The organism is Pseudomonas sp. NFACC10-1, assembly GCF_900119195.1.
GTDB lineage: Bacteria > Pseudomonadota > Gammaproteobacteria > Pseudomonadales > Pseudomonadaceae > Aquipseudomonas > Aquipseudomonas cerasi.
This window is the reverse complement of record NZ_FPJB01000003.1, coordinates 322,668-341,470: the sequence shown is the minus strand read 5'-3', so window position 1 is coordinate 341,470 and position 18,803 is coordinate 322,668. Positions and strand designations below refer to the sequence as shown.

20 protein-coding genes are annotated in these 18,803 nt (G+C 58.0%); 5 read left to right on the top strand and 15 right to left on the bottom strand.

Annotated features, from left to right (window positions below):
• Positions 1 to 37 precede the first annotated feature (37 nt).
• Complete coding sequence (locus BT119_RS10225) at positions 38 to 346, bottom strand: ArsR/SmtB family transcription factor (RefSeq protein ID WP_083515795.1); 309 nt, start codon at positions 344 to 346, stop codon at positions 38 to 40.
• Positions 347 to 491: 145 nt separating this feature from the next.
• Between BT119_RS10225 and BT119_RS10220 the strand changes: the two genes are divergently transcribed.
• A complete protein-coding gene (locus BT119_RS10220; protein WP_003433545.1) occupies positions 492 to 1,280 on the top strand; it encodes a transporter substrate-binding domain-containing protein in 789 nt (262 codons plus the stop codon).
• Positions 1,281 to 1,397: 117 nt separating this feature from the next.
• Positions 1,398 to 2,396 (top strand): hypothetical protein, encoded by a 999-nt coding sequence (locus BT119_RS10215; protein ID WP_058416404.1) that lies wholly within the window; start codon positions 1,398 to 1,400, stop codon positions 2,394 to 2,396.
• Between the two features lie 56 nt (positions 2,397 to 2,452).
• On the opposite strand, the gene BT119_RS10210 is transcribed toward BT119_RS10215, so the two are convergent.
• The 10 genes from BT119_RS10210 to BT119_RS10165 form a co-directional block, all read right to left on the bottom strand.
• Positions 2,453 to 3,472, bottom strand: a complete 1,020-nt coding sequence (locus BT119_RS10210; protein ID WP_058416403.1) for a branched-chain amino acid aminotransferase — start codon at positions 3,470 to 3,472, stop codon at positions 2,453 to 2,455.
• 148 nt (positions 3,473 to 3,620) lie between these two features.
• The gene (locus BT119_RS10205; protein WP_058416402.1) at positions 3,621 to 4,262 is read right to left on the bottom strand and encodes a CatB-related O-acetyltransferase; all 642 of its coding nucleotides are present in this window, start codon (positions 4,260 to 4,262) and stop codon (positions 3,621 to 3,623) included.
• Between the two features lie 37 nt (positions 4,263 to 4,299).
• Complete coding sequence (locus BT119_RS10200; RefSeq protein WP_058416401.1) at positions 4,300 to 5,184, bottom strand: glycosyltransferase family 2 protein; 885 nt, start codon at positions 5,182 to 5,184, stop codon at positions 4,300 to 4,302.
• Between the two features lie 255 nt (positions 5,185 to 5,439).
• Positions 5,440 to 6,327: a heme o synthase gene (gene cyoE / locus BT119_RS10195; RefSeq protein WP_003314082.1), complete on the bottom strand. Its 888-nt coding sequence runs from the start codon at positions 6,325 to 6,327 to the stop codon at positions 5,440 to 5,442.
• Positions 6,328 to 6,337: 10 nt separating this feature from the next.
• Positions 6,338 to 6,670, bottom strand: a complete 333-nt coding sequence (cyoD, locus tag BT119_RS10190) for a cytochrome o ubiquinol oxidase subunit IV (protein ID WP_003409003.1) — start codon at positions 6,668 to 6,670, stop codon at positions 6,338 to 6,340.
• Positions 6,670 to 7,302: a cytochrome o ubiquinol oxidase subunit III gene (locus BT119_RS10185; RefSeq protein WP_042930342.1), complete on the bottom strand. Its 633-nt coding sequence runs from the start codon at positions 7,300 to 7,302 to the stop codon at positions 6,670 to 6,672. The genes cyoD and BT119_RS10185 overlap by 1 nt, the downstream gene beginning before the upstream one ends.
• 3 nt (positions 7,303 to 7,305) lie before the next feature.
• Positions 7,306 to 9,318, bottom strand: coding sequence for a cytochrome o ubiquinol oxidase subunit I (gene cyoB, locus BT119_RS10180; protein ID WP_003433558.1), 2,013 nt, complete (start codon positions 9,316 to 9,318; stop codon positions 7,306 to 7,308).
• A 3-nt stretch (positions 9,319 to 9,321) separates the two neighbouring features.
• On the bottom strand, positions 9,322 to 10,263 hold the full coding sequence (gene cyoA / locus BT119_RS10175; RefSeq protein ID WP_003433560.1) for a ubiquinol oxidase subunit II: 942 nt from the start codon (positions 10,261 to 10,263) through the stop codon (positions 9,322 to 9,324).
• A 10-nt stretch (positions 10,264 to 10,273) separates the two neighbouring features.
• On the bottom strand, positions 10,274 to 10,474 hold the full coding sequence (locus BT119_RS27175; protein ID WP_003314077.1) for a hypothetical protein: 201 nt from the start codon (positions 10,472 to 10,474) through the stop codon (positions 10,274 to 10,276).
• Positions 10,475 to 10,726: 252 nt separating this feature from the next.
• Positions 10,727 to 11,236, bottom strand: coding sequence for a disulfide bond formation protein B (locus BT119_RS10165; RefSeq protein ID WP_003365269.1), 510 nt, complete (start codon positions 11,234 to 11,236; stop codon positions 10,727 to 10,729).
• A gap of 611 nt (positions 11,237 to 11,847) precedes the next feature.
• On the opposite strand from BT119_RS10165, the gene BT119_RS10160 reads away from it, so the two are divergent.
• The 3 genes from BT119_RS10160 (at position 11,848) to BT119_RS10150 (ending at position 14,144) form a co-directional block, all read left to right on the top strand.
• On the top strand, positions 11,848 to 12,744 hold the full coding sequence (locus tag BT119_RS10160; RefSeq protein ID WP_003365270.1) for a chemotaxis protein: 897 nt from the start codon (positions 11,848 to 11,850) through the stop codon (positions 12,742 to 12,744).
• 65 nt (positions 12,745 to 12,809) lie between these two features.
• The gene (locus BT119_RS10155) at positions 12,810 to 13,271 is read left to right on the top strand and encodes a GNAT family N-acetyltransferase (RefSeq protein WP_044309171.1); all 462 of its coding nucleotides are present in this window, start codon (positions 12,810 to 12,812) and stop codon (positions 13,269 to 13,271) included.
• Positions 13,272 to 13,388: 117 nt separating this feature from the next.
• Positions 13,389 to 14,144 (top strand): YkgJ family cysteine cluster protein, encoded by a 756-nt coding sequence (locus BT119_RS10150; RefSeq protein WP_003433568.1) that lies wholly within the window; start codon positions 13,389 to 13,391, stop codon positions 14,142 to 14,144.
• Between the two features lie 17 nt (positions 14,145 to 14,161).
• On the opposite strand, the gene BT119_RS10145 is transcribed toward BT119_RS10150, so the two are convergent.
• The 4 genes from BT119_RS10145 to BT119_RS10130 form a co-directional block, all read right to left on the bottom strand.
• Positions 14,162 to 14,386: a hypothetical protein gene (locus tag BT119_RS10145; RefSeq protein ID WP_003365273.1), complete on the bottom strand. Its 225-nt coding sequence runs from the start codon at positions 14,384 to 14,386 to the stop codon at positions 14,162 to 14,164.
• Positions 14,387 to 14,479: 93 nt separating this feature from the next.
• Positions 14,480 to 15,478, bottom strand: a complete 999-nt coding sequence (locus BT119_RS10140; protein ID WP_072365571.1) for a fimbrial protein — start codon at positions 15,476 to 15,478, stop codon at positions 14,480 to 14,482.
• A 1-nt stretch (position 15,479) separates the two neighbouring features.
• Positions 15,480 to 16,265 (bottom strand): fimbrial biogenesis chaperone, encoded by a 786-nt coding sequence (locus BT119_RS10135; protein WP_060708969.1) that lies wholly within the window; start codon positions 16,263 to 16,265, stop codon positions 15,480 to 15,482.
• Positions 16,262 to 18,796, bottom strand: coding sequence for a fimbria/pilus outer membrane usher protein (locus tag BT119_RS10130; protein WP_072365570.1), 2,535 nt, complete (start codon positions 18,794 to 18,796; stop codon positions 16,262 to 16,264). Before BT119_RS10130 ends, BT119_RS10135 begins: the two co-directional genes overlap by 4 nt.
• Positions 18,797 to 18,803: the final 7 nt, after the last annotated feature.

Genomic DNA, 18,803 nt, shown 5'->3' with positions numbered 1-18,803 from the left:
ACGCAAAATGACGAAATGTATAAATAACGCTCAAAGCCTAGAGTTCTTTCTTGAGCCTGTCGGCAAACCGGTCTATGGCCTGCTCGTCACGGCGAAAATAAGTCCACTTGCCGATCCTCGTTGCCTGAACCAGCCCGGCACGTTGCAGGATGGCCAGATGCGCAGACGCGGTAGAAGCCGACAGGTTGGCCTTGGCCTGAATGTGCGACACACATACGCCTATCGCCGGATCACCGTGGTCCTGGGGAGGGAAATGGGCTTGCGGGTTTTTCAGCCACTCCATGATCAACATGCGAGTGTCATTGCCGACCGCTTTGATTTGCTCAAGAATCATGGAGCACAACATTACGCTTTTTTACGAAATGTTCAACCCCTGATTTCCCTCCCCCGGCCAACGGCATGTTTTGATTACAGCTTCACAGCGGCCTGACAAATGAAGCAATCTGTCGGCTCCAATAAAACCGACTGCACCGCTGAGAGCATCCAGACTCATGATGAATCTTAAATACAGCGCACTGACCGCCCTGCTGCTGGGCATCACAGGCATGGCTCAGGCTCAGGACTACACCTCGCATCTGGACAAGGTGCTGCAAGCTGGCCAGTTGGCTGTCTGCACCACTGGCGACTACAAGCCCTACACCCTGCTGCGCGAAGACGGTGAGTACGAAGGCATCGATATCACCATGGCCCGTTCACTGGCCAAGAGCCTGGGGGTGAAGGTGCAGTGGGTGCCCACGACCTGGAAAAATCTGATGCCGGACATGGTGGCCGGTAAATGCGACATCGGTATGGGTGGCATCTCTGTGAGTCTGGAACGCCAGAAAAAAGCGTTTTTCAGCAACACACTGGACGTCGATGGCAAAATCCCGCTGGTACGCTGTGCCGATCAGGCGCTGTATCAGACGGTCGAGCAGATCAACCAGCCCTCTGTGCGTTTGATCGAACCCGCCGGTGGCACCAATGAAGCCTTCGCTCGCGCTCATCTGCCAAAGGCGTCCTTGGCATTTCACGACAACAAGACCATCTTCCAGGAGCTGCTGGACAAGAAAGCTGACGTGATGATCACCGATGCTTCCGAAGCGCTCTACCAGCAGAAACGCATGCCCGGCCTGTGCGCGGTCAATCCGACCCGCTACATGCAATACGGCGAAAAGGCCTACCTGTTGCCACGTGACGATGTCACCTGGAAAGGCTACGTGGATCAGTGGCTGCATCTGAGCAAGGCCACCGGCGAGTATCAGCAGGCGCTGGGAGAATGGCTGGCAGTGCCCGCCGAGTGAGTGTGAAGTGGTTTTGCCGGGCACTGCCTTCGACGTCCTGCTGTGCAATGGTTGCAAGGCGTGTCCGGGTGAAATAGCGTGTTACGGCAACTCTCACTGGAAGGCAGCCAAACGAGCATGAAGCCCAGCAAACCCATCACCCGTGCGTACTGTGTGGAACTGCAGCAGGAGCTGTCGATCGCCGCGGCGCGACGCGAATACTTCTCTCAGGAACCGCCACGCGCACGGTTCGAGTTTCTCTGCTCGACCGAGGCGTGCAGGGCAATGGGCGCGAAGGTCACCGGGGTTCGCTATGACGTGAAACCACAGGACAACCCGACCTTCGTCGCCGCGCACTTTCGCGCCAACCCGCATTACGACCATCACCCGGGCTGCGAATGGGTGGATGAGCGCGCAGAGGCAGAGGAAGAACCGAACGAGCCGGTCGAAGAAACCGATGTACAGACACGCCTGCGCAAGGCCAAACGCAAGCTGGACGATTACATCGATATCTTCGACCCGGTCATCAAGGTGCCGACCAAGGAAACGTCCGGCCCGGAAAAGCCCGATGCTGGCGCTCAGCGCCCTGCTGCAACGCTTCCAGTCACAGAAGCTGCCAAGGCACCGATTGCTCGCTACAGCGAAACGCGCACCAACAATCTGGAGCGGCTGGTGGACAGCTATCGGCAGGCCAAGGCCGAGCTGTCACTGGAAGACTTCAAGCTATTGAAGCTGAAAATTCCGGGCCAGGGCGAAGTGTCGCTGCGCTCATATTTTCGCCATATCAAATACGCGCAATCAGGCGATAACGGCCGGGTGCTGTTCGGCGGCGGCCTGATCGAGCAGCGGTACGGGCTGGGCTTCAAGTTCAGGTTCTTCGACCGTCTTGACGGCAAACTGGTGACGCTCTACGTGTCGCCCGCGCAGATGCAGGCCTATCGCTCCAGCCGTTACATCAGTGAGCTGCTGAGCCACGCGGATGACGTGAAGTTTTTCACGGTGTATGCGCTGGGAACGGTCACTCAGAGCCCTTCGGGCAAAAGCTATGGCCTGGAGGTCGACGACTTGCGACATTTGGCGATTGTGCTGGGGCCGGCTAAAGAACCGGTTGAGCAAGGAAAAACACCTGAAGCCTGAACGTGTGGTCGGTGGTCGTTCCAGCGTTCGACGCTGGAACGATCCGGGTCAGCTCATCAGACCTTGACGATCCAGCCGGCTGGCGCCTCGATGTCACCGGACTGAACGCCGGTCAGCTCCTTGTACAGACGCTGAGTGACAGGGCCGACTTCGGTCTGGCTGTAGAACACGTGCAGGTTGTCCTTGTAGGAAATCCCACCGATCGGAGTAATGACCGCAGCCGTACCGCATGCGCCTGCTTCCTTGAACTCGCCGATCTGATCGATGAACACATCGCCCTCTTCGACCGTCAGGCCCAAACGGGATTTCGCCAGTTCGATCAACGAAAGTCGGGTGATACCCGGCAACACTGATGGCGACTTGGGCGTCAGGAACACATCGTCCTTGGTGATGGCAAAGAAGTTGGCTGAACCTACTTCCTCGATCTTGGAGTGGGTCTGTGGATCGAGATAGATGCAATCTGCAAAGCTGTGCTTCTTGGCTTCGGAACCGGGCATCAGGCTGGCAGCGTAGTTACCGCCGACCTTGGCCGCACCTGTGCCGTTGGGCGCAGCACGGTCGTAGCCGGAGATGACGAAATTGTTCGGCTTCAGGCCGCCCTTGAAATAGGCGCCCACCGGAATGCAGAAGATCGAGAAGATGAACTCAGGCGCCGTACGCACGCCGATGTTGTCACCCACACCGATGACGAACGGGCGCAGGTACAACGCGCCGCCGGAACCGTAAGGCGGGATGAAGCGTTCGTTGGCCTTGACCACCTGTTTGCAGGCGTCGATGAATACATCGGTCGGGATGTGGGGCATCAACAGACGGGAGCAGCTGCGCTGCATGCGCTGGGCGTTCTGATCGGGACGGAACAGATTGATCGAGCCATCCTTGCAGCGGTAGGCCTTGAGGCCTTCGAAGCACTGCTGACCATAATGCAGCGCGGTCGACCCTTCGCTGATATGCAGCGTGTTGTCCTCGGTCAGTGAGCCCTGATCCCAGGCACCGTCGCGCCAATGAGAAAGGTAGCGCTTGTCAGTCTTGATGTAATCAAAACCCAGAGTGTCCCAGTTGATGCTTTCTTGACTCATAACGCCCTCTATCATTTTAGCGACTGCCTGGTCGAGTCAGGCCAATGCCTTATTCTGCCAGATCATTCGGGCCATGAGGCTCGAAATAAATGCAAACCGACATGGCATTTCTGAAGCAGCTCCGAACGCACAGGCGCTTTTCGTCCAGTCAGTTGCCCACTGGCCGTGATGTGGCCTGGCGCCGGCGAACATATGAGAGAAAGGCTTCCATATCACCGCTGCACAAGGTCCGTGCCACAGATTTGACCTCCTCCATGGGCCAGTCCCACCAGGCCGTTTGCAGCAGCAGTTGACGAACATCCTCTTCAAAGCGCCAACGGATGAATTTGCACGGATTGCCACCGACAACCGAATAGGGGGCCACATCGCGCACAACCATCGCGCCGGCACCGACGACTGCACCGTGACCTATCGTGACGCCCGATACGATGAGCGCGTTGGCGCAGATCCAGCAGTCACTGCCAATGGTGACATCACCCTTGCTGGGGGAGTAATCCTTGATATCTGCCAATTGCTCGACCATGGCGGGAAATGGATAGGTCGTGATCCAGTCTGTGCGGTGCTCACCCCCCAGCAGAATCCTCACTCCTTTGGCAATCGAAGTGTAGGACCCTACACGCAGCACGGAATCATCACCAAACTCGACGATATCCGGCGTGCCATATGTGCCTACACCCACTTCAGCTCGCGGGTATTGCAGTCTGATCTTCTCCGCAAGCCTCTCCAGTTTGTCAAGTTTGCGTAGCTGCTTGCGTATTTTTCTATTTTTTAACAGCTCGATGATTTTCATATCTTCAATCACATATGTTTTGACCAGCAGGCAGCGCCTACCGATAGCTCAACAACAAACGCTTGCAGCGCCGCAAGGTCGTTCTGTTGATCTGCCTCCACGGAATGGACAACAGCAGACTCCAGGCATATCGCTTGTCCGCGACCGCGGCGTATTTCAAGGCCTTGTTGATGGCCTGAGTGCGACCGCTCTGGTATTCGCGATGGTCCCGATAAGGCTCGATGCTTTTCAAGTCAGCCTCAAGCAACACCTTGTACTTGCGTGAAAGGTTGTTCGAGTGACGTCGGTAGCGCGTAACGATCTCGGGGAGCACATGAATTTCATAGCCCAGATGGGCTATTTTCAATGTCGCCTGAAAATCCTGAACCTTTATCTGCGGGTCATAGCCGTTCGCACCCTTGATGGCCTTCATGCGGTACAGAGCGACCGGCGCGCCGACGACCACTGCGCCGCGCAATATGTCATCAAACGTCAGCCTCTCGATGTAATCGCGCGACTGACGTTTGATTTCATTGCCGTCACCATCCATGTAGCTGATCAATGCGCCGACACAGCCTACTGCGGGGTGATTGTCCAGATACTCGGCACGGATCCGCACCGATGAGGGAAGCATGATGTCATCCAGGTCCGGCGTGGAGAGGTAAACGCCCTTGGCATACCGCAGACCGTGGTTAAGGGCAGCACTGACACCCTGATTGGCCTGACGGTAAAGCTGGAAAGGATAGCGTTGCTGCAGGGACTCGAGCATCGCAATGCTGTTGTCGGTCGAGCCATCATCAACAACGATGACCTCGAAATTTCCGTAGTCCTGAGCAAAGATGCTCTGAATCGCAGCCTCAAGAAATCGCTCGGCGTTGTAGCAAGGGGCAACGATGGAAACCAAGGGGCTGGACGTGGGGTTCTGACTTTCTGAAGACATCATGGGTAGCAGCCATAATCATGATCAGCCCTGGCGGGCTCGGAAACCGGATATCTGTAACAGGTCGCTTGAAAACGGCACATCATGCGGCAAGCGCTCCTGATTTTCCATGAAAGGTCAAAAACGCCCTGCAAGCAGGCGTTTACAGGCACTTCAACACTGCCGACACGCCCTGTGTTTCATCCAGTGTAGTTCGGCACTCGAAAAAAAACCCCGTTCTTCGCAGAACGGGGTTTTCATAACGCGTATCAGGAGGAATCAGAAGGCGTAAGTCACCAGCAATTCTTTTGTCACCTGAAAGTCGACCGACATCATCACGCTCAACGCAGTAATGGTGAAGATCGAAAACACGAACAACTTGCGAGCCCAGACAGTATCGTCAACGGCCTTGTAGCCCTTCCAGGCCATGTACAACCAGTACATGCCCATACCCGCTGCGACAGCCAGGTAATTGAGACCCGCATAGCCACCGACGGTCAGCATCAGGGTCGCTACGAGGAACGCCAGGATGTAGAGCATGATGTGGCGCTTGGTAACCAGAATGCCGCGCTTGACCGGCAGAACCGGGATCTTCGCAGCACGGTAATCATTGAAGCGGAAGATGGCGATCGCATACGAATGCGGCATCTGCCACAGGCTGAACATCACCAGTAGCGTCAGGGCCGCAAAGTCGAAGCTGTTGCTCACTGCGCAGTAGCCAATCACCGGCGGCATGGCCCCCGAGAGACTGCCCACCAGCGTGCCGTGAACGGATCTGCGTTTCAGGTACAGGCTGTAAAGGCCGACGTAAATCACGAACCCGATCACTGCAAACAGTGCGGCCAACGGATTGGCCTCGGTGTACAGCAGGCCAACGCCTGCAATACCGAGCAAGGTTGCGTAGAGCAGCGCCAGTTTCAGTGAAACCAGGCCCTGCACCAGAACCCGGTTACGGGTTCTTTCCATTCGCTGATCGATATCGCGATCGATGCAGTTATTGAACACACAACCGGACGCAACGACCAGGGAAGTACCGATGACAGCAGCGAGGAACACGCCGAAATCGATATTTCCCTTGGAAGCCAGAAAAAAGCCACCTGCCACCGAAAGCACGTTACCGAAAATGATCCCCGGCTTGGTGATTTGGATAAAGTGCTTCAGTGACATCTGGTATTCCTCAATGCGCCATCATTTCGCGGTGGACGCTGAAAATGATCCACAGCGACAAGCCGACCAGCAGGACGATAACCATCGTGGTAAAGGCGAAGGCCATCACGTTGTTACGCTGCACGCTCGTGAAGTCCAGATGCAGGAAGTAATGCAGGTGCACCAGGATCTGGATGATCGCGAAGACCAGAACGATTGCGATCGTCATGTCCTTCGGCAGTGAAGGTGACATCACCAGGGCAAACGGAATGGCGGTCAGGATGATCGACAGTACGAAACCGATGACGTACGACTTCACTGAGCCGTGACTATTGTCTTCAGCGGAGTGATGCGAATTTGACATTACAAAGCTCCCATCAGATAGACAACGGTGAACACGCCGATCCAGACAACGTCCAGGAAGTGCCAGAACAGGCTCAGGCAGCTCAGGCGCGTCTTGTTGGTGTTGGTCAGGCCCCTTTTCTGGACCTGGAACATCATGATCGCCATCCAGATCAGACCGCTGGTCACGTGAGCACCATGCAGGCCTACCAAGGCGAAGAACGCTGACAGGAAGCCACTGCGGCTCGGACCGTAGCCCTCTTCGATCAGGTGATGGAACTCATAGATTTCCATGCCGATGAAGGCAGCACCGCACAGGAAGGTCAGTGCCAGCCAGCCCAGTACCTGGCTTTTATTGCCCTTGTACAGTGCCAGCATGGCGAAGCCGTAAGTGATACTACTGACCAACAGGAACGCGGTTTCCACAGCCACGAATGGCAGCAGGAAGATGTCCTGGCCCGATGGGCCGCCCGCGACACTGTTGACCATCACGGCGTATACCGCGAAGAACGAGGCGAACAACACGCAGTCGGTCATCAGGTACAGCCAGAAGCCGTAGACCGTCATGCCACCGCTGTCGTGGTGATCGTCATGCCCATGATCATGGTCGTGACCGTGATCGTGGGCTCCGGAGTTGATTGCAATATTTGACATTGTTTAAACCTGTTCCAGCGAGGACTTGACAGGAGTGTATGCACCGTTGGCCGCCAGGACCTTGTGATGCTCACCTTCAATACGCGCTACATCTTCAGCAGGCACCATGTAGCCCTGGTCGTCACGGACAGCGTGAGCAACGAAGACTGCAATGGTCGCAACCAGGCTTGCGCCTACCAGCCACCAGATGTGCCAGATGAATGCAAAGCCGAAGACCGTCAGCAACATACCCATGTACAGGCCGGTCGGCGTGTTGTTAGGCATGTGGATCGCCGAGTAGCGGGCAGGAACCTTGTAAGCGGTGCCGGCACGTTTTGCGTCGGTGAACGCGTCAATGTCGTCAGCTTTTGGCAGCTCGGCAAAGTTGTAGAACGGTGGAGGCGAAGACGTGGACCATTCCAGGGTATGGCCATTCCATGGGTCACCGGTCAAATCGCGGTTGTTGTCGCGGTCACGGATACTCACGAACAGCTGGATCAGCTGCGAAGCGATACCCATCGCGATCAGCACGGCACCGAACAGCGCGACGTCCAGGTAGATGTTCCACTCTGGCATGTCGGTAGCGTTCAGACGACGGGTCATGCCCAGGAAGCCCAGCGCGTACAGCGGCATGAATGCGACGAAGAAGCCGACGATCCAGAACCAGAACGCAGCCTTGCCCCACTTCTCGTTCAGGGTGAAACCGAACGCTTTAGGGAACCAGAACGCGAAGCCGGCGATGTAACCGAATACCGCACCGCCGATGATAACGTTGTGGAAGTGAGCGATCACGAACAGGCTGTTGTGCAGCACGAAGTCAGCACCCGGGATCGCCAGCAGAACGCCGGTCATGCCGCCGATCGAGAAGGTGACCATGAAACCCAGGGTCCAGAGTACCGGCGGAGTGAAGCGCAGACGCCCCTGATACATCGTGAACAGCCAGTTGAACAGCTTCACACCCGTCGGGATCGCGATCAGCATCGTCGCCAGACCGAAGAAGGCGTTGACGTTGGCACCCGCACCCATGGTGAAGAAGTGGTGCAGCCAGACCATGAAGCCCAGGATACAGATCGCACCGGAGGCGAAGATCATCGACTTGTGGCCGAACAGACGCTTGCCGGAGAACGTCGAGATGACTTCCGAGAACACGCCGAAGGCCGGCAGGATCAGGATGTACACCTCAGGGTGACCCCACGCCCAGAACAGGTTCACGTACATCATGGGGTTACCGCCCATTTCGTTCGTGAAAATGTGGAAGTCCAGGTAGCGGTCAAGGGTCAGGAACGCCAGGGTAGCGGTCAGGATCGGGAACGAAGCCACGATCAGGATGTTTGCCCAGGTGCAGGTCCAGGTGAAGATCGGCATGTCCATCAGTTTCATGCCAGGGGTACGCATCTTCAGAACGGTCACGAGGAAGTTGACCCCCGTCAGCGTCGTACCTAACCCGGATAACTGTAGCGCCCAGATGTAGTAGTCAACCCCTACGCCTGGACTGTATTGCAACCCGGAGAGAGGCGGATACGCGACCCAGCCGGTCTTGGCGAACTCACCGACACCCAGGGAGATGTTGATCAGCAGCATACCTGCGACCAGCAGCCAGAAGCTCAGGGAGTTCAGGAACGGGAACGCCACGTCGCGAGCGCCGATCTGCAGAGGCAGAACGATGTTCATCAGACCCGTGAAGAACGGCATCGCCATGAAGATGATCATGATCACACCGTGAGCGGTGAAGATCTGGTCATAGTGTTCAGGCGGAAGGAACCCTTCGGAACCGTTCTGGGCCATCGCCAGTTGGGTACGCATCATGATGGCGTCGGCAAAACCGCGCAGCAGCATGACCATGGCAACGACGATGTACATCACGCCGATTTTCTTGTGGTCGACAGAGGTCAGCCATTCAGACCACAAGTACGTCCACTTGCGGAAATAGGTGATCAACCCGACAACCGCAATGCCGCCGAGCGCGATCATGGCAAGTGTCACCATGACTATGGGCTCGTGGAACGGCACCGCTTCCAGACTTAATTTGCCAAACATCGTTTACTCCTCTGCCCCAGCAGCTGAATTTTTGCCTTTTTCCGCACCAGCGTCACCGGCCACTTCCTTCTCACCAGCAACAACCTTCTTGCCTGGATTCATACCTTCATACTTGTCGATGACGATCTGGAACAGGTTCGGGGTGACCGAGGAAAAGAGTTCGACAGGGTTGCGTTCGCTCGGCTTGATCAACTCGGCGTATTCGGCCGTGCCAAGCTTTTTAGGTGAGCTCTTGACTTCGCTGACCCAGCTGTCGAAATCAGCCTGGCTGGTAGCGATGGCCTTGAACTTCATGCCGGTAAAGCCTGCGCCACTGTAGTTGGCCGAAATACCGTTGAATTCGTGATTCTCGTTGGCAATGAGATGCAGCTTGGTGTGCATGCCCGCCATCGCGTAGATCTGACCACCCAGACCCGGGATGAAGAACGAGTTCATCACACTGTCGGAGGTCACCTGGAAGTTGATCGGAGTCTTGGCAGGGAACACGATCTTGTTGACCGTGGCGATGCCGTAGTCCGGATAGACGAATACCCATTTCCAGTCAACCGAGATCGCCTGGATGGTGACCGGCTTGACGTCCGAATCAAGCGGACGGTAAGGGTCCAGCGAGTGAGTCGAAACGTAAGTGATGTACCCCAGGAAGACCAGCAACAGCATGGGTACGCCCCAGACTGCGATTTCGATCTTGGTGGAGTGAGACCAGTCCGGCGTGTACTTGGCGGCCTTGTTCGACGCGCGATACTTCCAGGCGAAGATCAGGGTCATCAGGATGACCGGGATCACGACAATCAGCATCAGCAACGTTGCGATTACGATCAGGTTCCGCTGCTCGATACCCACCTGCCCTTTTGGATCGAGCAGAGGTACGCCATCGCATCCACTGAGCAAAAGCATACAGAAAAGGGCCAAGAAGCCAAAAAACCTGGGGTACCTTTTTTTACTCATTTCACGACCTCTAAAAGCAGCTTGCGCGGTGCAGTTGGGTTTCGACCGCCAACACTTCGCCCTGCCAGTGCCGGCTAATTTTTTTGAATTGAACAAGGGCCGCCAGTACGCACAGCGGCGTATCGACAAGTCCGGGTTTAGCTATGGATTCTTGTTTTTTGAGTTGTTGGAACTGCCCAAAACTTCGGGCAGACGCTTTCGACGCGGCCATTATACGCCCTCAGAGGCAAGCGTTGCGCTGCCTGTTCAGAGTGCACAGGGGACGCTCCAAGCCTCAAAATGCTGATCGTTCGGCCAAGCTGAACGACAAGTGACGGGGATTGTAGATACGTAAATTTTTAATGACTATGCCTAATTTTGTAACAGTTATTCTCTATATGCGTAACAATCGTCTTGCAAACGCCTCATTTCACTCGAAAAAAGCCCCGTATTCACGGGGCTTTTTTTGCGAAAGCCCCTGTAGTTAGTAAGGTTTTCGGCGATTGCGAATGATGCACGCCGGTACCAGAACTGCGGTCAGGACAAACGCCGTCAGCGCCCATTGCGCGAGTGACAATCCGAGAACCGGCGGATATGGCGTCGTGCAGAAACCGCTGACCTGAAATCCTGTAGGGAACAGTGTAGCCAATGGCAGGCCATCGACAATTGGCTGCAGCACGTCGATACCGCAGCTGTCGGACGGATGGGCGAGGATCCAGACATGCCGGCCGGCCGCGGCAATGCCGCCAAGGGCGCTGAGGGTAACCAGGGTTTCAAACGCCGTGACGCTGCGACGCCCGGGCATGGCCGCGCCGATGAACGCAAAAATGGCAATGAACAACAGCGCGTAACGCTGCAGGATGCACAACGGGCAAGGCGCTTCGCCCAGGACGATCTGCATGTACAGGGCGCCGCCGATCAGGGCCAGGCAGATAATCCCTAGCAAAACCAGAAAGCGCTTTTCGCGTCTCAGGTACAACGTGTTGTCGCTCATTCACATACCTTACTGAACTGATGAAAGGGTTGGTCAACGCCATGCAGCGTGCGTCAGCAACCTGAACGGGGGTGGACGGCCTGGCTGAGCCGAGGCGTGCGCGATGATCATCTGTCTGATCCGGCAACTCAAGCATTGGCCAGCCATACGGACGCATTTGCCAGCCGGATGGTCTGCGCGTCAGCAGATCCACGACCGACAGGACGTTTTTGCGGGAGCCGGAAGCAATGCCCTTCTATATATAGAAGGGTGCGTCAGTTTGTCGCAGTTCTTCTTCTATATATAGCTGCGGTATTTTGTCGCAGGGTGCCTTTTTGGCAAAGCACTACCGCGTGCGAACCCGCGACGCAGGTTGTCGGAATGCAGAGAGCGACAATCTGCCGCCCTCCTCCGGTTTGACGCAACCGAAGCCAGACTGCCACTATCGGGACGTGGGCAGTCAGTTTGTCGGGCCCGCCGCGGTGTAGTGCAACGACTTCCAATGGCAAGCGAACGGCGTGCTCGGCTGTCGGTTAAAAATCCTCAAGCCAGCCCGTCTCAGGTCGATAACCTGTCATAGAAAGTTGTTTGCCGCTACCAGGCGACGAAACACCTACAGCCAGAAGGTTCATATGTCCAAGAACGTCCGAGCAGATTCACTTTCGCTGCTCCTCTTCACGTTGCGCAGCGGCAAGCTGATGGCGATCAACCTGCTCAAGGTCAGCGAGATTATCCCCTGCCCTCCCCTGACCCATCTTCCCGAATCGCACCCGCACGTCAAAGGCATCGCGACGTTACGTGGCTCGTCACTGTCGGTTATCGATCTGAGTCGTGCGATCGGCGAGCGTCCGCTGGCCGATCCCGACGGTGGCTGCCTGATCGTCACGGATGTCAGTCGCTCGAAGCAGGGCCTGCACGTTCAGGCCGTCAGCAAGATTGTGCATTGCCTGACCACCGATATCCGTCCGCCGCCCTACGGGTCGAGCAGCAAGTCGTTCATCACCGGGGTCACTCAGGTCGACGGCGTGCTGGTGCAGGTGCTGGACATCGAAAAGGTGATCCACGGCATCGCCCCTGCGCAGATCGTCGTGCAATCGACGGAGCTGGCCAAAGAGGATGCGGAACTGCTGAGCAAGGCGCGGATTCTGGTCGTCGATGACAGCCAGGTTGCTCTGCAGCAGTCGATCATTACCTTGCGTAATCTCGGCATCGAATGCCACACGGCGCGCAGTGCCAAAGAAGCTATCGATGTTCTGCTCGACCTGCAGGGCACTGCACGGCAGATCAACGTGGTGGTTTCCGATATCGAGATGTCGGAAATGGACGGCTACGCCCTCACCCGCACACTCCGGGATACGCCGGACTTCAGTGACCTGTACATTCTGCTGCACACCTCGCTCGATAGCGCGATGAACAGCGAGAAGTCCCAGGTCGCCGGGGCCAATGCCGTGTTGACCAAGTTTTCGTCACCCGAGTTGACCAAATGCCTGATCGAGGCCGCACGTACGGTGGTCGCCCAAGGGCTCTGATCCCTGAGCGCACAGCGACACAACGTCCGAACCTGACCGACGCATCCGCCGCTCATTACTGGCTGATGCGTCGGGATCTCGCAGTGCCAGTATCATTCGCAGCCTGGCCGCATGGCATCCAGCCACACCCCTTCACCATTGAGCGAGCCCCAGAGGTTCATCGCCTGCTGACCCTGGGTTACGGCAGCGCGGCAGGCTGCGTTGCGGATTATCCGGACTGGCTGGCCGCCTTCGAACACGATCCGGAATGCGACCCGTCGCTGTGCTTTCTGGCCATGCGTGATGCAACGGTAGTCGGTGTGATCGTGTGCTGGACCAGCGCATTCATCAGGGACTTGGTCGTGCACCCTGGTGTGCGACACAGCGGGATCGGCCACGCCCTGCTCAATCACCTGTTCGTCCATCTGCGTACGCGCAACGAAGCATCTGTCGACCTTCACGTCATGGAAAACAACCTGGCGGCGCGGCGTCTTTATGAGAAATCCGCAATGGCCTATCTCAAGCGTTTCGACATCCCTGCAGCCTGAACGCGCTGTTGACCCGCCCGGCGACTGGCGCACAACTTGCTTCCGGAGAGGTATCAAGCAGGTGAGTGACCAATTGTTGTCGCCCACCACATACCTCTTCGACGGATCATCGAGATAATGGACACCAAGTTTTCCTGCGTGGGTTGTGGCGGCTGTTGCACCGACCATCACGTACCGCTGACGCTCGGCGAAGCCACGCAGTGGGCAGCAGATGGCGGCAACGTCATCGTTCTGACCGAGGCATTTTTGAGCAATGGCTACGGGGTCTCCGAGACCCAGCTGACCCATGCCAGCCGTCGCTCGACCGAGGTGAGCAGTGGCAGCACGACAGCCTTTGTGGCGATCACCTTCGCGGCCTACAACGTGGGGCGCTGCCGGAATCTTGACGAGAAGAACCTGTGCCGCATCTACGAGCGCCGGCCGCTGGTGTGCCGAATCTATCCGATGGAGATCAACCCGCACATTCCGTTACGCCCGGACAGCAAAGGTTGCCCGCCAGAGTCCTGGGAGCAGGGTCCCGACCTGATCGTCAACGACAGGCTGGTCGATACACAACTGATAGACCTGATCGAACGGTCGCGTCAGGCCGACCGGGATGAGATAGAGACCAAACAGCTGATTTGCCAGAAGCTCGGCATCCGTACCACCGCCCTCAAGGGCAACGGTTTCGTCGCCTACCTGCCGGACATGGGCGCGTTTGCCGCTGCCATCGAAGAAGTCGCAAATCCTGCGCAGGATGAGCGAGCCCAGGGCTCGAAGTGGGAGTTTCACGTGGCCGGCCAGCACGTCCTGGACACCCTGCAACAGGAAGGTGCCGAAGTGACTGACCGGCAGCCGGTTTCCTACCTGTTCATCCCGTTGCAGGCTGCCTGACAGGATCAATCAGGCAATCAGCGCTTGCCCATCGACCTGCGGGTGCCGGCCGGCGCTGCGCCCGGGGTCTTGTGGTGGCCGTGCTTGTTGGTTTTCTGATGCCACGCCGGCTCCTTTTTGGCCTGGGCAAACTCCGAAGGCTTGAACGGAAAGCTGAAAGGCGCAATGACAGCCTTCTTTTCAGTGTCTGCGGCGGAGTCGGCGGCGGCGTCTTGAACAGGGGGTTGTTCAGGAGTGGTCATGGTGTCACCAGAAAGTCGAATTGGCCGGGCAAATGCCCGCGGCCGCGCAGCATACATCAATCGCCGCACAACCGCCCGAGCCTCCTGTCGCCGTCATTTGTAGAACAGATCGACCATCACTTCGGCATTGAACGGTCCGGGCCGTGGCGTGCTGGTGTTCCATAGCAGTTCGGCATTGAAGTCCGCCCTGGCAGTGTTGGTTTCGCCCAGCAATTCCGCCAGATGGAAGGGTTCGTTGTAGCGTAACGGCTGACCATTGACTGCGCTGGTCATCCGGATCCCCAACGAATCATTTCCGACAGGGATCAGCAGCTCGCCAGACAGAGTGCCTGTCACCGGCCTGAAACGCGCGTCGATGCTGAAGGGCGAATCGCAGCTGCGACTGGTCAGCAGGGAGAATGTCTGGGTGGCAGTCACTTTGCCAATGGCCACTTGGTGTATCGCAACATCGCCAAATTCCACGGTTTCCGGGAGCACTTGGAGATCGGCATCGCAGGCCACGAACCTCAGCCCCCGCAGGTTATTGATCACATAACTGAGGCTGCGCCCTGACAGCCGACTCGGGTCTGTCGCGCCGCCCAGCTGAAAAAACCGGTAATCGAGCAGGTCACTGGCCACGCCGGAGGACGGTGTAGCGCCGAACTTCTGGATGAACACCGAAAACGTCAGGCTGAAGCGCACCTTAGGGCAGTTGTCGAGCGTGCTCTCACCCTCACGACACATCGGCAGGTAGCTCCCGGTACTGATCCGTCCACCGCCTTGCAGGTGATCGATGCCCTGCAGCGTCATCCCGGCGCGAATCCCCTGACCGATCGAACGATTGTCCGGATTCAGGTAGATAAAAATCTCCTCCGCGCCGGACTGCCAGCCCTCTCTCGCGCATTCGACCTGAACAGTCAGAGGTTCGGAACGCCATACCACTTCCCCGTCAGGACTCGACTCCGGGATTGCCACCGAACTGCTCAGATCATCGTGAATTTCGGTTTCGCCCGTCCCTTGAGTGGTACAGATCAGCGCGAAAGTGGAAGCCGGATGCAGTAACAGCACCACGGCAAGGGATCGCAGCCAGCCTCCGGCAGAGAGATGTTTCATATCAGCATTCGTCCTGAATGGAATTGTTTTTCGGCAGCCCGGCCGTAGTGGCTGTCTGCCCGGTGAGCTGTGCGCAATGGGTCCGTCGGCCGCCGTAGTCGGTCAGCGCCTGGTATGAAAAACGATGTGTGGCAGAGGGCTCGACACTTGCGGGCACAGCCATGGCAACCTGGGCGCCCGGCGCCAGCAGCAGATGATCGCCGAGCTGCACACCGTCGATATGCAGCGCTTGCAGAGCGGCGTGATAGGGCGTCGGGTTACTGACCGTCAGCAACAAGACGTGCGACGGGTCATGAGTCAGTGTCCACAGCAGCCGCGCGGGGGTGTCGGCCGGATCACCGTCAAGGCCGGGGGGCCGGTAGAACACGTTGATGCGTTGGCGCACGGCAATGTTCAACTGCCCCACGCCGTCCTGGCGTCGAGGCACCTCAAGCACATACAGATGCAGCAGAGACTCGTGCTCCTGCGGCATGCCCGAGCCCTGATACAGCACGCGCAAGGTCTGCCTGCCGCCCACCGCCAGGCGTGCAAGCGGTGGCGTGACCACGAATGGCAGCGCTTTGCGAAGCTCACCCGGGGTGTCGTCATCGTCCGCGGCGTCGCTGAGCCAGGCCTGCAAAAGCGCCTCGGACTTGCCGCGATTGCGCACTTCGAGCGTGACTTCGCGATACTGCCCGTTGAAAACCAGCCGTGTTCCACTCAGCGAAACAGCGCCGTGCGCCGCCAGGTCGCTTGTCAAAAGCACAGCCGTCAGCAGCGCCTTGCATGAGCCAGCGAAAGCGCTCATCGGCATATCACCCTGATCCGCTCGTAGGCTCGCGACGGGTCTCTGGGCGGTAGCGAGAATGTTGCCTGACAACGTTGATCGGACCAGCGCACCCACAGGCTGCCGGCGTCCTGCTCGCTGAGCACCAGCGCCTGACTGCCGGGATCGACCACTGCCAGCGCCCTGCCCTGCTCATCTTCGACACTGGCGCCCAGCGGCACCTTGCTGCCATCGGTGCGCACCAGTTCGAACTGCACCCGACGGCCCACATTGGCCTTGAAGCGCACCACCGGGATCGCGCCCCTGCGCGGCACGATCTGGGTGATGGCGTTTTCCAGATCGACATCAGCGCCCAGCTGCCGGGTATCCAGGCTGACCCAGTTGGTGCGGTAAGCCTGCGCATAAGGCAGAACCGCATAGCCGTTGCCGGCGGTCTCGACGTTACTGAACGACTTCAAGCGGGCGCCACCGACATCGGGCACCTGAACCAGTGCAAAGGTTTCCCCCAAGGCCTGCCCCAGGTTAACGCCACCGGCATGCGCTACCAGCGAACCAGCGGCGGACAGGCTGAATGCATCGTAATCCTGACCCTGGCTATAACCGGCCTCGAAACGGCCGAATGCCGTGCTGGTGCTGACCTTGCCTGCGCCGAAACTGCCGGAGGTACTGTCACGTCCAGCCTGTACCGAATAGAACGTGTCGCGATCGCCGGGCACCTGGCCGTTAAGACCGGTCTGCGCGTTGTACTCGCCGCGGCTGTCGCGCACCGCGTTGAAAGACAATCGCGACGAGCCGGGGCTGGATCCAAGCGGCAGGGTCACGCTCAGAGCAATACGATTGTCGGTGCTCGCGTCACCGCTTCGCCCGAAATCCTCGTTGCGTTCGACGGACAGGCTGTAATTGAGCGAACGCCAGGCTGCGTTATAGGACAGGTAAAGTTGCCGGGTCTTGCCGGGCAGGTTCCAGTAGCGCTGCTCTGAAGCAGTCAGGCTCAGCGACGCCGACTGGCCGGGTACTATCTGAGTGATGCTGAGTTCGAGTCGATCCCGCGCCAGACCAGAGGGCAGTACCAGCCGCTGCGGGCCGATATCGCTGACGTGCTGGTTCAAGGTCCGGTATTGCTCGGTCGAATACCGGTAACCGGCCACTGCCAGCGTGGTGTCGGTGACGTCCAGCGTGTTGGCATAACGCACACGCAGGCTCTGACCACTGCGCGCCTGCTGATCCACCTTGCTGATCGATCGGGTGAGGTCCATCGACACCGCGCCCAGCCCGGTGTTTACTCCCGTACCTATATTCCAGGCCTGATAATCCTCGGCCAGTTGCAGCCCGGCAAACCCGGTGATCCGTTCGGAAAGCCCGTAGATCAGGGCTGCGCTGGCAAACGCCGGAGAGGCCTGCTGGTCGTCGTTGTTGTCGACCTGCCCGCTGGCCAGGCTGTAGCGCAACGAGCCTGCGGGAACCATGATCGGCAGCGACGCGTAGGCCTGAGTGAAGGTTCGCACACGCCCGTCTGCTTCGATGACAGACACCGACAAATCGCCATTCGAGCCACTGGGATAAATATCGGCAATCTCGAAAGGCCCGGGCGACACACTGCCGCTGTAAAGCAGAAAGCCGTTCTGGCGAACTTCCACGGTCGCATTGGTTTCGGCAATCCCGCGGATGACCGGTGCATAGGCCCGCTCGCTGTCAGACAACATGCCGTCGTCAGAGACCAGCGCCGCGCCCCTGAAGCGGACACTGTCGAAGACCTGCGAATCGGTAAACGTCTCGCCCAGCGTGAGCTGGCTTTTCAGGGCGGTGATGTCGCGCTGTGCGAACGTACGATTGCTGCGATAACGCCAGGGTCTGTCACTGCCACCCACCAGAGAGGACTCGTTGCGCAAACGCCAGGCACCAACGTTCAGCCCGTTTCGCAGCCCCACGTAGTACTGATCCGTTTCCAGGCCCTTGTTACGCCGACGGCTGCCATTGAAGTTGTAATTGATAAAGCCTGCGGTCTCGCCCTGATCCCAAAGCTCCGGCGACACATAACCGCGGGCACCGCGTGACATCACCGCTTGCGGCACACTGATCGTCAGTCGCAACGCACCGGGCTGATAGTCGACGCGGGCAAATTCGACACGCGCAGGCAGGTCGAAACAGGCCTGGGCAGACACCTCACCTGACGGCAGACGACTCAAGTCCAGACCAAAGCTCTGTAGCATCTCGAGCGACAGGCAGGGCTCGATCAGGCCTGACAGCGGATTTTTCAAAAAGCGGATATCCCGCCTGCCGCTCAACTTGCGATTGACGTAGATATCAACCCGGTAAGTACCGGGCAGTACGCTATTGGAGCGCAGAAACTCCTGAAGGTCAGCCGGCTGATCGCTTCCCTGGATAAAAGCCGTATTGAATCTGCCTGCGCCGCTGCCACCCGAAGAGGCGGCCGACGCGCTGACCGCAACCATCAACGCCAATCCGAAACCGATACCCCGCGCACAGCGTCGGGGGTGAGGGAGCGCGCACTGGGCAATGACTCCCTTGTTAACTTCTTTGCGCCATTCCATAGCGGTC

Excerpts from the sequence above, each read along its gene's own strand:
- cyoE (WP_003314082.1), bottom strand. The coding sequence starts at position 6,327 with ATGTCACTGAAGCACTTTATCCAAATCACCAAGCCGGGGATCATTTTC.
- BT119_RS10220 (WP_003433545.1), top strand. The coding sequence starts at position 492 with ATGATGAATCTTAAATACAGCGCACTGACCGCCCTGCTGCTGGGCATC.
- BT119_RS10130 (WP_072365570.1), bottom strand. The coding sequence starts at position 18,796 with ATGGAATGGCGCAAAGAAGTTAACAAGGGAGTCATTGCCCAGTGCGCG.
- BT119_RS10225 (WP_083515795.1), bottom strand. The coding sequence starts at position 346 with ATGTTGTGCTCCATGATTCTTGAGCAAATCAAAGCGGTCGGCAATGAC.
- BT119_RS10215 (WP_058416404.1), top strand. The coding sequence starts at position 1,398 with ATGAAGCCCAGCAAACCCATCACCCGTGCGTACTGTGTGGAACTGCAG.
- BT119_RS10145 (WP_003365273.1), bottom strand. The coding sequence starts at position 14,386 with ATGACCACTCCTGAACAACCCCCTGTTCAAGACGCCGCCGCCGACTCC.
- BT119_RS10210 (WP_058416403.1), bottom strand. The coding sequence starts at position 3,472 with ATGAGTCAAGAAAGCATCAACTGGGACACTCTGGGTTTTGATTACATC.
- BT119_RS10135 (WP_060708969.1), bottom strand. The coding sequence starts at position 16,265 with ATGAGCGCTTTCGCTGGCTCATGCAAGGCGCTGCTGACGGCTGTGCTT.
- BT119_RS10205 (WP_058416402.1), bottom strand. The coding sequence starts at position 4,262 with ATGAAAATCATCGAGCTGTTAAAAAATAGAAAAATACGCAAGCAGCTA.
- BT119_RS27175 (WP_003314077.1), bottom strand. The coding sequence starts at position 10,474 with ATGGCCGCGTCGAAAGCGTCTGCCCGAAGTTTTGGGCAGTTCCAACAA.
- cyoD (WP_003409003.1), bottom strand. The coding sequence starts at position 6,670 with ATGTCAAATTCGCATCACTCCGCTGAAGACAATAGTCACGGCTCAGTG.
- BT119_RS10140 (WP_072365571.1), bottom strand. The coding sequence starts at position 15,478 with ATGAAACATCTCTCTGCCGGAGGCTGGCTGCGATCCCTTGCCGTGGTG.
- BT119_RS10155 (WP_044309171.1), top strand. The coding sequence starts at position 12,810 with ATGCGTCGGGATCTCGCAGTGCCAGTATCATTCGCAGCCTGGCCGCAT.
- BT119_RS10160 (WP_003365270.1), top strand. The coding sequence starts at position 11,848 with ATGTCCAAGAACGTCCGAGCAGATTCACTTTCGCTGCTCCTCTTCACG.
- cyoA (WP_003433560.1), bottom strand. The coding sequence starts at position 10,263 with ATGAGTAAAAAAAGGTACCCCAGGTTTTTTGGCTTCTTGGCCCTTTTC.
- BT119_RS10165 (WP_003365269.1), bottom strand. The coding sequence starts at position 11,236 with ATGAGCGACAACACGTTGTACCTGAGACGCGAAAAGCGCTTTCTGGTT.
- BT119_RS10200 (WP_058416401.1), bottom strand. The coding sequence starts at position 5,184 with ATGATGTCTTCAGAAAGTCAGAACCCCACGTCCAGCCCCTTGGTTTCC.
- BT119_RS10150 (WP_003433568.1), top strand. The coding sequence starts at position 13,389 with ATGGACACCAAGTTTTCCTGCGTGGGTTGTGGCGGCTGTTGCACCGAC.
- BT119_RS10185 (WP_042930342.1), bottom strand. The coding sequence starts at position 7,302 with ATGTCAAATATTGCAATCAACTCCGGAGCCCACGATCACGGTCACGAC.
- cyoB (WP_003433558.1), bottom strand. The coding sequence starts at position 9,318 with ATGTTTGGCAAATTAAGTCTGGAAGCGGTGCCGTTCCACGAGCCCATA.